Source organism: Amycolatopsis sp. NPDC024027 (assembly GCF_040638975.1).
Classification (GTDB): domain Bacteria; phylum Actinomycetota; class Actinomycetes; order Mycobacteriales; family Pseudonocardiaceae; genus Amycolatopsis.
On sequence record NZ_JBEZYY010000009.1, the window covers coordinates 63,966 to 77,456 of the forward strand.

Consider the following 13,491-nt stretch of genomic DNA (forward strand, 5'->3'; position numbering starts at 1 on the left):
TGTGGCCGGTCACGGTTGACACCGGAAGCGTGCCGGGCGCAGGATCGGTCCACAGTAGTCGATCGTGTGTTCGAACAGTAGTCGCTGGCTTCCCCACAGCGAACGTGGTGGGAGCTGGTGTTGGCGTTCAACAATCCGAGCGTGCCGTGGTCCGAAGTGGAGCGGATCGCCTCCGGGCGGCCGCCCGTTCCCGGGGACGGCAACGACGCCCCGGCGTGGTCGCGCAAACGCGAAGGCTATGCCGGCGCGCCCGAAGACCTCCGGAACCGGCGCGGGCGGGACGACGGCGGGGACCGGATCCGCGCGCCCTACGCCGAGCTGCACGTCCACTCCAACTTCAGCTTCCTCGACGGCGCCAGCCACCCCGAGACCCTCGTCGAGGAGGCCGCGCGGCTCGAGCTCGACGCGCTCGTCCTCACCGACCACGACGGCATGTACGGTGCCGTGCGGTTCAACGACGCCGCGCGGGAGCTCGGGGTGCGGGTCGGGTTCGGGGCCGAACTCTCGCTCGGGCTGCCCGCGCCGCAGGCCGGGGCGCCCGATCCGGCCGGGTCGCACCTGCTGGTGATCGCCCGGCAGCAGACCGGCTACCACCGGCTGTGCCGCGTCATCTCCCGCGCCCAGCTCGCCGGCGGGGAGAAGGGGCGGCCCGTCTACGACTTCGACGAGCTGGCCGAAGAGCTGGCCGGACACGTCGTCGTGCTCACCGGCTGCCGGAAGGGCGGGGTCCGGCGTGCGCTGGCCGAGCGCGGCCCGGCCGCCGCGCACGCCGAGCTCGCGCGGCTCGTGGACCGGTTCGGGCGCTCGCACGTCGCCGTCGAGCTGATCGACCACCGGCAGCCCCGGGACGACGCCGCCAACGACCTCCTCGCCGCGCTGGCCAAGGAACTCCGGCTGCCGACGGTCGTGTCCGGCAACGTGCACTACGCCCGTCCCGAAGACGCCGTCGTGGCGGACGCGGTCGCCGCCGTCCGGGCCCGGCGGTCGGCCGAGGACCTCGAGGGGTGGCGGCCGCCGTCGGGGCAGGCCTTCCTGCGGTCCGGGATGGAGCAGCGGCGCCGCTTCGAACGCCGCTACCCGGGCGCCGTCGGCCGGGCCGCCGTCCTGGGTGTCGAAGTGGCGTTCGACCTCAACCTCGTCGCGCCGGACCTGCCGCCGTTCCCCGTCCCGGCCGGGCACGACGAGATGTCGTTCCTGACCGAGCTGACCCGGCAGGGCGCGGCGAAGCGCTACGGGCCGCGGGACGAGAACCCGAAGGCCTACGCCCAGCTCGACCACGAACTCGCCGTCATCGAACAGCTCGGTTTCCCCGGCTACTTCCTCGTCGTCTGGGACATCGTCCGGTTCTGCCGGGAATCCGGCATCCTCTGCCAGGGTCGCGGTTCGGCCGCGAACTCCGCGGTCTGCTACGCGCTCGAGATCTGCCACGCCGACCCGGTGAAGTGGAACCTGCTGTTCGAACGGTTCCTCGCGCCGGAGCGCGACGGGCCGCCGGACATCGACGTCGACATCGAGTCCGGCCGCCGCGAGGAAGCCATCCAGTACGTCTACGAAAAGCACGGCCGGTTCCACGCCGCCCAGGTCGCCAACGTCATCACCTACCGGGCGCCCTCGGCCATCCGCGACGCCGCGAAGGCCCTCGGCCACAGCCCCGGGCAGCAGGACGCCTACGGCAAGCTCGTCGATCGCTGGGGCGGGGTCGCCGCCACGAAGCAGCAGGCGGCCGGGGTGATCCCGGACGACGTCCTCGACCTGGCGGCGCGGATCGAGGACTTCCCGCGCCACCTCGGCATCCACTCCGGCGGCATGGTGCTCTCGAAGCAGCCGGTGTCCGAAGTGGTCCCGGTCGAGTGGGCGACCATGAAGGACCGCAGCGTCCTGCAGTGGGACAAGGACGACTGCGCCGCCGTCGGGCTGGTCAAGTTCGACCTGCTCGGCCTCGGCATGCTTTCGGCGCTGCACCACATGATCGACCTCGTCGCCGAACACCACGGATCCACTGTGGACATCGGGAAGCTGGACCTCGCCGACCCGGCGGTGTACGACATGCTCTGCGCGGCGGACGCGGTCGGCGTGTTCCAGGTGGAATCGCGCGCCCAGCTGGCGACGCTGCCGCGGCTGCGGCCCCGGAAGTTCTACGACCTCGTCGTCGAAGTCGCCCTCATCCGCCCCGGCCCGATCCAGGGCGGCTCGGTGCACCCCTACATCCGACGTCGCCGCGGTGACGAGGAATGGGAACACGCGCACCCGCTGCTGGCCGCGTCCCTGGACCGCACCCTCGGGGTGCCGCTGTTCCAGGAGCAGGTGATGCAGATGGCGGTCGACGTCGCCTCGTTCACCGCCGCCGAGGCCGACCAGCTGCGGCGGGCGATGGGGGCGAAGCGGTCGAGCGCCAAGATGAAGGCCTTGATGGCGCGGTTTTTCGCCGGTTGTGCGGCCAACGGACTCGACCGGGAACTGGCGACCCGGATCTTCGAGCAGATCCACGCCTTTTCCGGGTACGGCTTCCCCGAAGCGCACTCGATGTCCTTCGCGCTGCTGGTGTACGCGTCGGCGTGGTTCAAGCGCTACTACCCGGCCGCGTTCTGCGCCGGGCTGCTGCGCGCGCAGCCGATGGGCTTCTACAGCCCGCAGTCCCTGGTCGCCGACGCCCGCCGGCACGGCGTGCGCATCCGCGAGCCCGACATCAACGCGAGCCTCGCCGGCGCCACCCTCGAGCCGGACGCCGGCAGCACCGGCGGCGTCGCGCTCCGGCTCGGGCTCGCCGCGGTCCGCCACCTCGGCGACGACGTCGCCGATCTCATTGTCGCGGAACGGGATGCGCACGGCCCGTACACGAGCATCGGCGACCTGACCCGCCGGGTGCCGCTGAAGAAGAACGTCGCCGAAGCGCTGGCGACGGCGGGCGCGTTCAGCGGATTCGGCGGCGACCGGCGGCAGGACCTGTGGGCCGCCGGCGCGGCCGCGGCGACCCGGCCCGGGCACCTGCCCGGCCTGGCGCCGGGCCTCGACGCGCCCGCGCTGCCGGGGATGACGCGGCTGGAGGTGACGGCGGCGGACCTGTGGGCCACGAGCGTCTCCCCGGACAGCCACCCGGTGGAGTACCTGCGCTCGCTCCTGGACCGGCGCGGCGCGCTCACCGTCGCCGAGCTCATGCGGACGGAGGACGGAACGCGCGTGTGGGTCGGCGGCGCGGTCACCCACCGGCAACGCCCCGCGACGGCCGGCGGGATCACGTTCCTCAACCTCGAAGACGAGACGGGCATGGCCAACGTCCTCGTCTCGCCCGGCCTCTGGCAGCGGCAGCGGCTCGTCGCCCGCACGAGCGCCGCCCTGCTCGTCCGCGGGCAGGTGCAAGCCGCCGAAGGCGTCGTCACGCTCGTCGCCGACCGCATCGAAAACCTCGATCTCTCGATGCGGACCGGGCCCTCGCGCGACTTCCGTTGACTTCGGGCCCCCTCGGTGGTTCTCTCCTGAGAGCGCTCCCAGTCATCCGTTCGTGCCCGACGAGTGAGGATGGACCTTCATGACAGCTCGACGTCTGCGCTGGGCAGCGTGGCCGGTGATCGCCGTGCTCGCCGCGGCGGTGCCGGCGACCGGTACCGCCGGGGCGGCGACCACGCCCGCGGCGACCGTCACCGTCAACGCCCGAGCCGGGCTGGCCACCGTGCCGGACACCGGGATCGGCATCAACCACGCGGTCTGGGACAGCCAGCTGGGGACCGACCAGGTGGCCGACCTGTTCGGCGCCGCCGGTGTCCGCACGATGCGGTACCCCGGTGGTTCCTACGGCGACATCTACCACTGGAAGGACAACACCGCGCCGGGCGGGTACGTGGCGCCGAACACCGATTTCGACACCTTCATGGGCGGCGTGCGCCGAGCCGGGGCGCAGCCGATCATCATCGCCAACTACGGCACCGGCACGCCGGAGGAAGCCGCGGACTGGGTGCGGTACGCCAACGTGACCAAGGGTTACGGCGTCAAGTACTGGGAAATCGGCAACGAGCTCTACGGGAACGGGCACTACGGGGCGAACTGGGAAGCCGACAACCACGCCGACAAGAGCCCTGCCGCCTACGCCAACGGGGTGGTCGCCTACGCCGACGCGATGAAGGCCGCCGATCCGGGCGTCAAGATCGGGGCCGTGCTGACGACCCCGGCGAACTGGCCGGACGGCATCGTCGGCGCCGGGGACACCGCCACCTGGAACCAGACCGTGCTGTCGATCGCGGGCCCGCACATCGACTTCGTCATCCTGCACTGGTACCCCAGCGGCTCGACGGCGGCGGAAGCCCTCGCCAAGCCGGAGCAGATCACCGACATGATCTACCTGGCGCGCGAGCAGATCACCCGGTACGCGGGCGCGAACTCCGGCCGGATCGGCATCTCGATGACCGAAACCAACACGCCGGTCGGCATGGACACCCAGCCCGGCGCCCTGTTCGCCGCCGACACCTACAGCTCGCTGCTGGAGAACGGCGTGTTCACCGTCGACTGGTGGGACACGCACAACGGCGGGACGAAACTGTCCACTGTGGCCGGTTATCCGGACTACGGCGACTCCGGCCTGCTCTCCAGCGCGACCTGCCTCGAGGACGGCGCCTGCGAGCCCGCGCTCAACACGCCGTTCGCGCCCTACTACGGGTTGAAGATGCTGAGCACCTTCGCACGCCCGGGTGACCAGTACGTCCGGGCCGCCGCGGACGACCCGCTCGTCGGCGCGCACGCCGTCCGGCGGCCGAACGGCGACCTCGCCGTGCTGCTGCTCAACAAGGACCCGGACCAGGCCAGGACGGTGACCCTGGACTACGCGGGCTACACCCCGGCGGCCGCCGCGCCGCAGGTGTTCACCTTCACCAACGGCGCGACGGCGATCAGCGGCGCCACGACCGGGACGAGCACTTCCCAGACGCTGCCGCCGTATTCGCTGACCACGGTGGTGCTGCACCCCGCGGCCGCCGCGGCCGCCGGGCCCGGGACGCCCGGGCAGCCGGCCGGCACGGCGACCGACCGGACCGCGACGATCAGCTGGCCCGCGGCCGCGCCCGGCGCCCACCCGATCGCGAAGTACGAGGTCTACCGGCAGGTGGGCGCGGTGAGCGAACAGTGGGGCGAGACGACCGGGACGTCGTTCGACGTCGCGAACCTGGTGCCGGGCAGCCGGTACACGGTCAACGTGCTGGCGCGGGACACCGCCGGGAACGTGTCCGCGGCCTCCCCGCCGTTGACGTTCACGACCGGCGCGCCGGCGGCGAGCAGCTGCACGGTCCGGATGACCGACACCAACGACTGGGCGAGCGGCTTCGTCGGCGCCATCCACGTCACCGGCACCGGGGTGGTGGGGGACTGGACCTTGACGTTCGGCTGGCCGACCGCGCGGCAGCGGCTCACCGGCGGCTGGAACGGCACCTGGGCGCAGAACGGCACGACGGTGACGGTCTCGTCGTCGGCCCCGCCGGCGGCGGGGGTGGACGTCGGGTTCACGGCCGACTACAGCGGGCCGAACATCCTGCCGACGGCGTTCACCCTCAACGGCGTCCTCTGCGCGGCGGGCTAGCGACCGGACTCCACGCGATCGCGCACGGCCCGCAGTTCTTCCCCGACGACCACCATCTGCGCGTCGACCGCCGACGGGTCGGTGCCGTCGGGGAAGAACAGGCTGAAGATCAGCTCGGCGCCGGTCAGGTTCGGCACCACGCGGGTGAACAGGCCGAGGTGCGGGGCGTCGGCGCTGACGACGTCGACGACGCCGTGGTCGGCCGCGACCCGCACGGCCACCCGCTGCGGGCCGCCTTCGGTCTGGACGCGCCAGATGTCGTCGTGGTCGTGGTCGACCGCGGTGGCGAACCCCGGCGCCCACTCGGGGATGTGCCGCGGATCGGCCAGGTATTCGACGACCCGCTCCGGCGGGGTGGCGATGGAGATGGTGCGGGTTTCGGCGCGTCCGAGAGGTGTGGAGGTCATGGCGAAAACGATACGCAGCTGCGTACGATCTGTCCACGCGTAAAATCCCGCCGGTGAACGAGGACGACGATCTCGGAGCCCTCTGCGCCGGGGCGGGCCGCGGCCTGGCCGAGGCCGAGCGGCCGGTGCTGGAGCGGCACGGTCTCTCGATGTGGCAGTACGTCGTGCTGTCGGCCCTGGCCGCCGGAGCGGCGCCGAGCCAGCTGGTGCTGGCCCAGCAGATCCGCTACGACAAGACCCGCTTGATCGCCCTCCTCGACGCGCTCGAAGCGGAGGGCCTGGTGGCCCGCGAACCGGACCCGGCCGACCGCCGCGCCCGGGTGGTCCGCCTGACACCGGAGGGAACCCGGCGGCACGCGGCGGTCCGGGCCGCGATCCGCGAGGTGGAGGAGCGCAAGCTGGCGGGGCTGCCGCCCGAGACCCGCCGGCTGCTGCGGTCGGCCTTGGCCCACCTGGCCAACTCGCCCTGACGACAGCGGCTGCCGGGCAGCAACCACCGCTCAGATCGGCCTGGCCGGTGATCGCAGGGGCGAGGACCGGTGATCGCCGGGGCGAGGAACTGGCGGAGCACGCGGCAAGGTCCGCACGGGGCCGGGGCTGAGCAGCCCCCGATTTCCACGCTAGCGGAGGGCACCGACACACCGGCGCCCTCCACAAGGGCTGTCCACAGGCCACGCGCGAACTGACGGCCGGTGGCCCAAGCGGAAAGCGAACCGCCGGCCGGCGGCGCAAGAGGACCAACGACGTCACCAGACCTCCCCCGCCCCTCATCCCAGCCTTCTCTTCAGTCGACGGTCGGGTTTGTCAAGGCACGCTTTCCCGCCTTGACAAACCTGGGCGGCGGCTGAAACTCCCACCGGAGGGGCGGGGGAGGTCGGACCCGCCCTGCCGCGGTAGGGCCCGTAGTAGAAGCCGCGGCAGAGCCCGCCCCTGCCGCTCCACCGCGGTAAACGAACGCCGTAGGACAAAGCTGTCCTCGCCGGACGGGCAGGCTCTGGGATGGCCACCCGGAGCGCTTGTCTCCCACCTTCGCGTGTTTGGGGCGCTGGGTGGTCATCCCGTCGCCTGATTGAGGCCTATCACTTTGAGCCGGGCCCGCAAGCTTGCGCTGTCGTCTCGCGCTGCGCTCTGTGTTGCGGGCCCGGCTCAAAGTGATTTTTGCGGCCTCAGGCGACGGGATGACCACCCCGCTCCTTTGTTTTCAGGCCAGGGGGTGCCGCTTGGTCTCACTGCCGGCGGATCAGTTCGTCCGCCACCCACTGCGCCACTCCCTCGGGATATGGATTGCCCAACCCGAGCACGAAGTGCCCGAACCCGGCCTCCGCCGCCTCGGCGATCTTGCCCCGCGTCAGCTCCGGTCGCTCGTAGTCCACCGGCAGGAAGATCGACCGCGTGATCTCTGCCGGGTCGCGGCCGATCTCCGCGCAGTACTTGTCCAGCAAGCGGCTGCGCCCCGCCAGATCCGCGATGTCGCCGCCGCCCGGGATGTTCCACAGGTTCGCGTGCTCCGCGACCACCCGCAGTGTGGCGCTCGCCCGGCCGCCGATCATGATCGGCGGGTGTGGGCGCTGCACCGGCTTGGGATTCGCGAATGCTCCGGTCAGCCGGACGTGCGACCCCGCGAAGTCGAACGGCTCCGGAGATGTCCACAAGCGACGGATCACCGTGCACGCCTCCGCCAGCGCCGCCACCGCGTCCGCCTGGTCGTGGTAGGGCAGGCCGTGCGCGTCGTACTCGCGCCGCGCCAGCGGGTGGCTCGGCCGGGAGCCCGCGCCGATGCCGAAGTCGAGCCGGCCGCCGGAGACGATGTCGACCGTTGTGGCGATCTTCGCCAGCATTGCCGGTGGGCGGAACCGGTTGCTGGTGACCAACAGGCCGATGCGCAGCCGGGACGTCTGGGCCGCGAGGGCCGAAAGCAGTGTCCAGCCTTCGAGGATCGGGCCGTCCGGGTCGCCGGCGATCGGCATCAGGTGGTCGAACAGCCACGCGTGCTCGATCTCCGGCACTGTGTCCGCTTCACGCCAGACGCGCAGGATTTCTTCGTACCCCACCTGCATCGGTGCGGTCATGATGCCGAACCTCATCGGCGCCGCCGCAGCGACGGGTCGAGCAGGGCCGGCGGCGTGTCGAACTTCTCGCCCGGCGCCAGGTCGGTGCCCGGGGCGACGATCGCGTCGATCTCGTCGAGGACGTCGGCGGACAACACGGTGCCGGCGGCTTCGAGCTGCGAGCGCAGGTGATCGAGCGTCCGGGGGCCGATGAGGGCGCTCGTCACGCCGGGGTGCGCGGTGACGAAGCCGAGCGCGAGCTGGATCAGGGTCAGCCCGGCCTGCTCGGCGAGCTTGGCCAGCTGTTCGACGGCGTCGAGCCGGGCCCGGTTGGCGGGGACGTCGAGGTCGAAGCGCTCCGGCACGACCGTCGCGCGGCTGGTGGTGATCTCCCGGCCCGCGCGGACCGCGCCCGACAGCCAGCCCGAAGCCAGCGGGCTCCACGCCAGCACGCCCATGCCGTACTCCTCGGTCACCGGCAGCACGTGGGCTTCGATGCCGCGCTGCAGGATCGAGTAGCTCGGCTGCTCGGTGACGTACCGGCCGAGGCGGTGTTCGCGGGCGGCCCACTGCGCCTGGACGATGCGGTACGCGGGGAACGTCGAGGACCCGAAGTACCGGATCTTGCCCGCGCGCTGCAGGTCGGTCAGCGCGGAAAGCGCTTCCTCGTCGCTCGTGGTGGGGTCCCAGCGGTGGATCTGGTAGAGGTCGACGTGGTCGACGTCGAGGCGGCGCAGGCTGTCCTCGAGCGCGCGGACCAGCCAGCGGCGCGAGTTGCCTCGGTGGTTGCGCTCTTCGCCCATCGGCATGGTCGCCTTCGTGGCCAGCACGAGGTCGTCGCGGCGGCCGGCGATCGCCTTGCCGACGATCACCTCCGACTCGCCCTGGCCGTACATGTCGGCGGTGTCGACCAGGTTGATCCCGGCTTCGAGCGCGGCGTCGACGATGGCGGTGGCCTCGTCCTGGGGGACGCGCCCGATGGCGCCGAAGTTCATCGCGCCCAGCGCGAGGGTGCTGACCTGGACGCCGGTGCGGCCCAAGGTGCGGTACTGCATGGGGGGTGCCTCCGTGGCATGATGAGCAAACGGAACGTTGCTCCGCTAACGATACGGAACATTGCTCCGCTTAGCAAGGAGGGGTCGGTGGGTGAGCGCAAGCCCAAGCGGGCGGATGCCCGGCGCAACGAAAAGGCGCTGCTGGACGCGGCGGCCGCGGTCTTCGTCGCGTCCGGCGTGGATGCGCCGGTGCGGGACATTGCGGCGAAGGCCGGGGTCGGGATGGGCACGATCTACCGCCACTTCCCGACCCGCGCGGACCTCGTCATCGCCGTCTTCCGGCACCAGGTGGACGCCTGTACGGAGGCGGGCCCGGCGCTGCTGGCCGCCAGTGAATCGCCGTACGCCGCGCTGGCGCGGTGGATCGACCTGTTCGTCGACTTCCTGGTGACCAAGCACGGGCTCGCCGGGGCGCTCCAGTCCGACAACGCCGGCTTCGAGTCGCTGCACGCGTACTTCCTCGACCGCCTGGTGCCGGTGTGCGCCGAGCTGCTCGACGCCGCCGCCGCGGCCGGCGAGATTCGGGCCGAGGTGCCGCCCCTGGACCTCATGCGCGGCGTCGGCAACCTCTGCATCGGCGCGGACGACCCCCGGTACGACGCGCGCCGGATGGTGAAAGTCCTCGTCGCCGGGCTGCGGTGCGGCACGATGGGCGCATGACGGCGTGGCGGGAGTTCGAAGCGGCGGAGCCGGAGTTCGCGCGGCGGGTGCGGGCCCTGTTCGACGCGCACAAGCACAAGACGATCGCGACCCTGCGGGCCGACGGCTCGCCGCGGATCTCGGGGATCGAAACGGTCTTCGAGGACGGTGAGCTGGCCTTCGGGTCGATGCCGAACGCGCGCAAGGGTGCGGACCTGCGGCGGGATCCGCGGTTCGCGCTGCACAGCGCCACGGTCGACCCCGTCGAGGGCGCCGAGGCGCAGTGGCCGGGGGAGGCGAAGATCGCCGGGCGGGCACGCACCGAGGACGGCGAGCGGTTCCTGGCCGACGTCGCCGAGGTCGTCCACACCCACCTGAACGAGGCAGCGACGCTGCTGGTCGTCGAGTGGTGGACGCCGGAAGGCGGTCTGCGCGAGGTCGAGCGCGAGTAGTCGCCCAGCCCGCCCTCCGGTGGCCAGTGATTAAGTCAACTGCTTGACTTAATCGTGGATCATCGCCATGCTCGGGACAGGGGACATTCACCAACGAGAGGCCCGCGATGACGCCCAGCCACACCGACCCGTTGCCGCGTTTCCCGTTCGAGGCCGCCACCGCGCTGGCGCCGCCGGCCGAGTGGGCCGAGTTCCGGGAGAAGTGCCCGGTCGCGCGCGTGGCGCTGGCCAGCGGGGACGAAGCCGCCCTGATCACCCGCTACGACGACGTCAAGACCGTCCTGTCCGATCCGCGGTTCACCCGCCCGACGCCGTCGGACAACGCGGCCCGCGTCGCGGACACCGAGTCGGGCGGGGTGTTCAACAGCGAGATGGCGACCGTGCTCCCGCAGCACGGCGAAGCGCACCTGAAGTGGCGGCGCCTGCTGGGGAAGTGGTTCACCGCCAAGCGGATGAACGCGCTGCGGCCGGGCATGGCGGCGATGGCCGAGCAGCTCATCGACGAGCTGGTCGCGAAGGGCGCGCCCGGCGACCTCAAGGCCGGCCTCGCCTTCCCGCTGCCGGTCTGGGTCATCTGCGACATGCTCGGCGTGCCGGACACCGACCGCGACCGGTTCGCCCACTGGTCGGACGTCATGCTCAGCATGACCCGCTACACCCAGGCGGAGTTCGACGCGGCGCAGGCGGAGTTCGGCCGGTACATGGGCGCGCACATCGCGGCCAAGCGGGCCGAGCCGGGCGAAGACATCCTCAGCGCGCTGATCGCCGAGGGCGTCGACTGGTCCGACGCGATGCTGACCGCCACCGGCATCGGCCTGCTCATCGCCGGCCACGAGACCACCGCGAACATGATCGCGAAGATGACGGCGATGCTGCTGGCCGACCGGAGCCGGTGGGAGCAGCTGCTGGCCGACCCGTCGCTGGTGCGCACGGCGGTGGAGGAAGCGCTGCGAGCGGACGCCAACGCGGGCGTGGGCATGCAGCGTTACCTCACCGAGGAGTTCGAGGTCGGCGGCACGGTGCTGCCGGCCGGGACCACCGCGATGTGCAGCATGGCCGCGGCCAACCGGGACGAAGGCGCCTTCGAGAACGCCGCCGAAATGGACCTGACCCGCAGCCCGAACCCGCACCTGGCCTTCGGCGCCGGCGCGCACGCGTGCCTCGGGCAGCCGCTGGCCCGCACCGAGCTGCAGGTCGTACTGGAAGTGCTGCTGCGCAAGCTGCCGTCGCTGGAGCTCGCGGTCCCGGCGGACGAGCTGCGCCGGGTCGAAGGGCTCGCGGTCGGCGGCCTGCGGGAACTGCCCGTCCGCTGGTGACGGACCGGGCGCGGGCGACGCGGGAGCGGATCCTCGTGGCGGCGGAACGCCTCTACGCCGAACACGGCGTGCTGGCCGTCTCCAACCGGCAGATCAGCGAGGCGGCCGGGCAGGGGAACAACACCGCCGTCGGCTACCACTTCGGCACCCGGGCCGAGCTGGTGCGGGCCATCGTCCGCAAGCACGCCGGATCGATCGAACGGCTGCGGGAGCGCCGGCTGGGCCACGGCCACGCGGAGCTGCGGGACTGGCTCGGGTGCCTGGTGCACCCGACGACCGAGCACCTGGCCGGGCTGGGCACGCCCACCTGGTTCGCCCGGTTCGCCGCCCAGGTGATGACCGAGCCGTCGCTGCGCGCGGTCATCGTCGAGGAGACGCTGACGTCCCCGTCGCTGGCCCGGACCGTCGCGGGGCTCTACCGGTGCCTGCCCGGGCTGCCCGGGGAGGTCCGCGCCGAACGCAACGACATCACCCGGCTCGTGCTGATGCACGCGATGGCCGAGCGCGAACGCGCCCTCGCCGACGGCGCGGGCTCCCCGACGGCCGGCTGGCGCGACACCGCCACCGCCCTCACCGACGTCCTGGCCGGGCTGTGGCTCGCGCCGGTCACGAAGTAAACCGAACGAAAGGAACGGCCATGAAGGTCACTGTGGACGAAGCCAAGTGCTGCGGGGCAGGCACCTGCGTCATGCTCGCCCCGGACGTGTTCGACCAGCGCGACGACGACGGCATCGTCATCCTGCTCGACGAGCACCCCGGCGAGGCACTGCACGGAGTCGTCCGCGAGGCGGCGAGCGTGTGCCCCGGTGTGGCGATTTCGGTCAGCGAGCAGGGATGACCGGCGACGTCCTGGTCGTCGGCTCCTCGGCCGCCGGGCTCGCGACCGTGGAATCCTTGCGCCGCAAGGGTTACGCCGGGCGCGTGACGGTCCTGGGTGCCGAGGCGCACCTGCCCTACGACCGGCCGCCGCTGTCCAAGCAGGTCCTCGGCGGGAGCTGGTCGCCCGAGCAGGCACAGCTCCGGACGCCGGCCGCACTGTCCGCATTGGACACCGAGTTCGTGCTCGGGGACCCGGCGGTGCGCCTGGACGCCGGGGCGCGGACCGTCCACACCGCGGCCGGGCGGACCCTGACCGCGGACGCGGTCGTGCTCGCCACCGGGCTGCGGCCGCGCACCCTGCCCGGGCAGGACGGCCTCGCCGGCGTCCACGTGCTGCGCACCCTCGACGACACGCTGGGCCTGCGCGCGGACCTCGCGCCGGGCAAGCGGGTGGTGGTCGTCGGCGACGGCGTGCTCGGGGCGGAAATCGCCGCGACCGTGTGCGCGGCGGGCGTGCCGGTCACCCTCGCGGGCCCCCAGCCCGCGCCGCTGGCCTACCAGTTCGGCCCCTTCGCCGCGGGCCTGCTCGCCGGACTGCACGCCGCTCGCGGTGTCGAGCTGCGGCTCGGTTCCGCGGTCACCGGGCTGGCCGCCGGCGACGGCCGGGTCGCGGGAGTGCGGCTGGCCTCCGGCGAGGTGCTGCCCGCCGACGTCGTCGTGGTCGCCTTCGGGGCCGCACCGGCGACGGAGTGGCTGGCGGGCAGCGGCGTGCTGTGCGACAACGGCGTCGTGTGCGACTCCCGCTGCCGGGCGGCGGACGGCATCTACGCGGCCGGAGACGTCGCCCGCTGGCACCACGAGGGCCTCGATGTGCTGCTGCGGCTGGAAAACCGGACCAACGCCACCGAACAGGCGGTCGCCGTCGCGGGGAACATTCTGGGCGAAGACCGCCCGTACACGCCGGTGCCCTACTTCTGGACCCACCAGTTCGACGCCCGGATCCACGTGCACGGGACGCTGTCGGCGGACGCCGAAGTGTCCGTTGTGGAGGGTGACCCGGGTGAGGGCCGGTTCGTGGCGCAGTACCGCCGCGGGGGCGCCGTCACCGGTGTGCTCGGCTGGAACATGCCCAAGCAGGCCCGGCTGCGGCGCCAGGACATCGCCGGTGCGGTTCTGGCCGGGCGGCCCTAGTACT

General features: G+C 72.3%; 12 protein-coding genes. 9 read left to right on the forward strand and 3 right to left on the reverse strand.

The genetic code is table 11. The annotated features are described in order from the left end of the window. The first annotated feature begins 120 nt into the window (after positions 1 to 120). Complete coding sequence (locus AB0F52_RS22630) at positions 121 to 3,447, forward strand: error-prone DNA polymerase (protein WP_360174184.1); 3,327 nt, start codon at positions 121 to 123, stop codon at positions 3,445 to 3,447. 79 nt (positions 3,448 to 3,526) lie between these two features. Next, positions 3,527 to 5,560, forward strand: coding sequence for a cellulose binding domain-containing protein (locus AB0F52_RS22635; RefSeq protein WP_360174187.1), 2,034 nt, complete (start codon positions 3,527 to 3,529; stop codon positions 5,558 to 5,560). Here the strand turns inward: AB0F52_RS22635 and AB0F52_RS22640 are convergent. After that, positions 5,557 to 5,967, reverse strand: a complete 411-nt coding sequence (locus AB0F52_RS22640; RefSeq protein WP_360174190.1) for an SRPBCC family protein — start codon at positions 5,965 to 5,967, stop codon at positions 5,557 to 5,559. The genes AB0F52_RS22635 and AB0F52_RS22640 overlap by 4 nt on opposite strands. Positions 5,968 to 6,020: 53 nt before the next feature. Here AB0F52_RS22640 and AB0F52_RS22645 point away from each other — a divergent pair, with 53 nt between their 5' ends. Next, entirely contained in the window at positions 6,021 to 6,437 is a 417-nt protein-coding gene (locus AB0F52_RS22645) for a MarR family transcriptional regulator (RefSeq protein ID WP_360174193.1), read from the forward strand. Positions 6,438 to 7,193: 756 nt separating this feature from the next. On the opposite strand, the gene AB0F52_RS22650 is transcribed toward AB0F52_RS22645, so the two are convergent. Then, entirely contained in the window at positions 7,194 to 8,051 is an 858-nt protein-coding gene (locus AB0F52_RS22650; RefSeq protein ID WP_360174196.1) for an LLM class flavin-dependent oxidoreductase, read from the reverse strand. Beyond that, the gene (locus AB0F52_RS22655; protein WP_360174199.1) at positions 8,048 to 9,070 is read right to left on the reverse strand and encodes an aldo/keto reductase; all 1,023 of its coding nucleotides are present in this window, start codon (positions 9,068 to 9,070) and stop codon (positions 8,048 to 8,050) included. The genes AB0F52_RS22650 and AB0F52_RS22655 overlap by 4 nt, the downstream gene beginning before the upstream one ends. Before the next feature lie 87 nt (positions 9,071 to 9,157). On the opposite strand from AB0F52_RS22655, the gene AB0F52_RS22660 reads away from it, so the two are divergent. The 6 genes from AB0F52_RS22660 to AB0F52_RS22685 all read left to right on the forward strand — a co-directional run bounded on the left by AB0F52_RS22660 (position 9,158) and on the right by AB0F52_RS22685 (position 13,487). Next, on the forward strand, positions 9,158 to 9,730 hold the full coding sequence (locus tag AB0F52_RS22660) for a TetR/AcrR family transcriptional regulator (RefSeq protein ID WP_360174202.1): 573 nt from the start codon (positions 9,158 to 9,160) through the stop codon (positions 9,728 to 9,730). Beyond that, on the forward strand, positions 9,727 to 10,161 hold the full coding sequence (locus tag AB0F52_RS22665; protein WP_360174205.1) for a pyridoxamine 5'-phosphate oxidase family protein: 435 nt from the start codon (positions 9,727 to 9,729) through the stop codon (positions 10,159 to 10,161). The genes AB0F52_RS22660 and AB0F52_RS22665 overlap by 4 nt, the downstream gene beginning before the upstream one ends. A gap of 107 nt (positions 10,162 to 10,268) precedes the next feature. Continuing rightward, positions 10,269 to 11,477 (forward strand): cytochrome P450, encoded by a 1,209-nt coding sequence (locus AB0F52_RS22670; RefSeq protein WP_360174208.1) that lies wholly within the window; start codon positions 10,269 to 10,271, stop codon positions 11,475 to 11,477. Then, on the forward strand, positions 11,474 to 12,094 hold the full coding sequence (locus AB0F52_RS22675; RefSeq protein ID WP_360174211.1) for a TetR family transcriptional regulator: 621 nt from the start codon (positions 11,474 to 11,476) through the stop codon (positions 12,092 to 12,094). The genes AB0F52_RS22670 and AB0F52_RS22675 overlap by 4 nt, the downstream gene beginning before the upstream one ends. 20 nt (positions 12,095 to 12,114) lie before the next feature. Continuing rightward, positions 12,115 to 12,315: a ferredoxin gene (locus AB0F52_RS22680; RefSeq protein ID WP_285985589.1), complete on the forward strand. Its 201-nt coding sequence runs from the start codon at positions 12,115 to 12,117 to the stop codon at positions 12,313 to 12,315. Next, entirely contained in the window at positions 12,312 to 13,487 is a 1,176-nt protein-coding gene (locus AB0F52_RS22685) for an FAD-dependent oxidoreductase (RefSeq protein ID WP_360174214.1), read from the forward strand. Before AB0F52_RS22680 ends, AB0F52_RS22685 begins: the two co-directional genes overlap by 4 nt. The last annotated feature ends 4 nt before the right edge of the window (positions 13,488 to 13,491 follow it).

Coding starts and splice junctions, on each gene's coding strand:
- AB0F52_RS22665 (WP_360174205.1), top strand. CDS start 9,727: ATGACGGCGTGGCGGGAGTTCGAAGCGGCGGAGCCGGAGTTCGCGCGG.
- AB0F52_RS22680 (WP_285985589.1), top strand. CDS start 12,115: ATGAAGGTCACTGTGGACGAAGCCAAGTGCTGCGGGGCAGGCACCTGC.
- AB0F52_RS22650 (WP_360174196.1), bottom strand. CDS start 8,051: ATGAGGTTCGGCATCATGACCGCACCGATGCAGGTGGGGTACGAAGAA.
- AB0F52_RS22640 (WP_360174190.1), bottom strand. CDS start 5,967: ATGACCTCCACACCTCTCGGACGCGCCGAAACCCGCACCATCTCCATC.
- AB0F52_RS22670 (WP_360174208.1), top strand. CDS start 10,269: ATGACGCCCAGCCACACCGACCCGTTGCCGCGTTTCCCGTTCGAGGCC.
- AB0F52_RS22655 (WP_360174199.1), bottom strand. CDS start 9,070: ATGCAGTACCGCACCTTGGGCCGCACCGGCGTCCAGGTCAGCACCCTC.
- AB0F52_RS22685 (WP_360174214.1), top strand. CDS start 12,312: ATGACCGGCGACGTCCTGGTCGTCGGCTCCTCGGCCGCCGGGCTCGCG.
- AB0F52_RS22635 (WP_360174187.1), top strand. CDS start 3,527: ATGACAGCTCGACGTCTGCGCTGGGCAGCGTGGCCGGTGATCGCCGTG.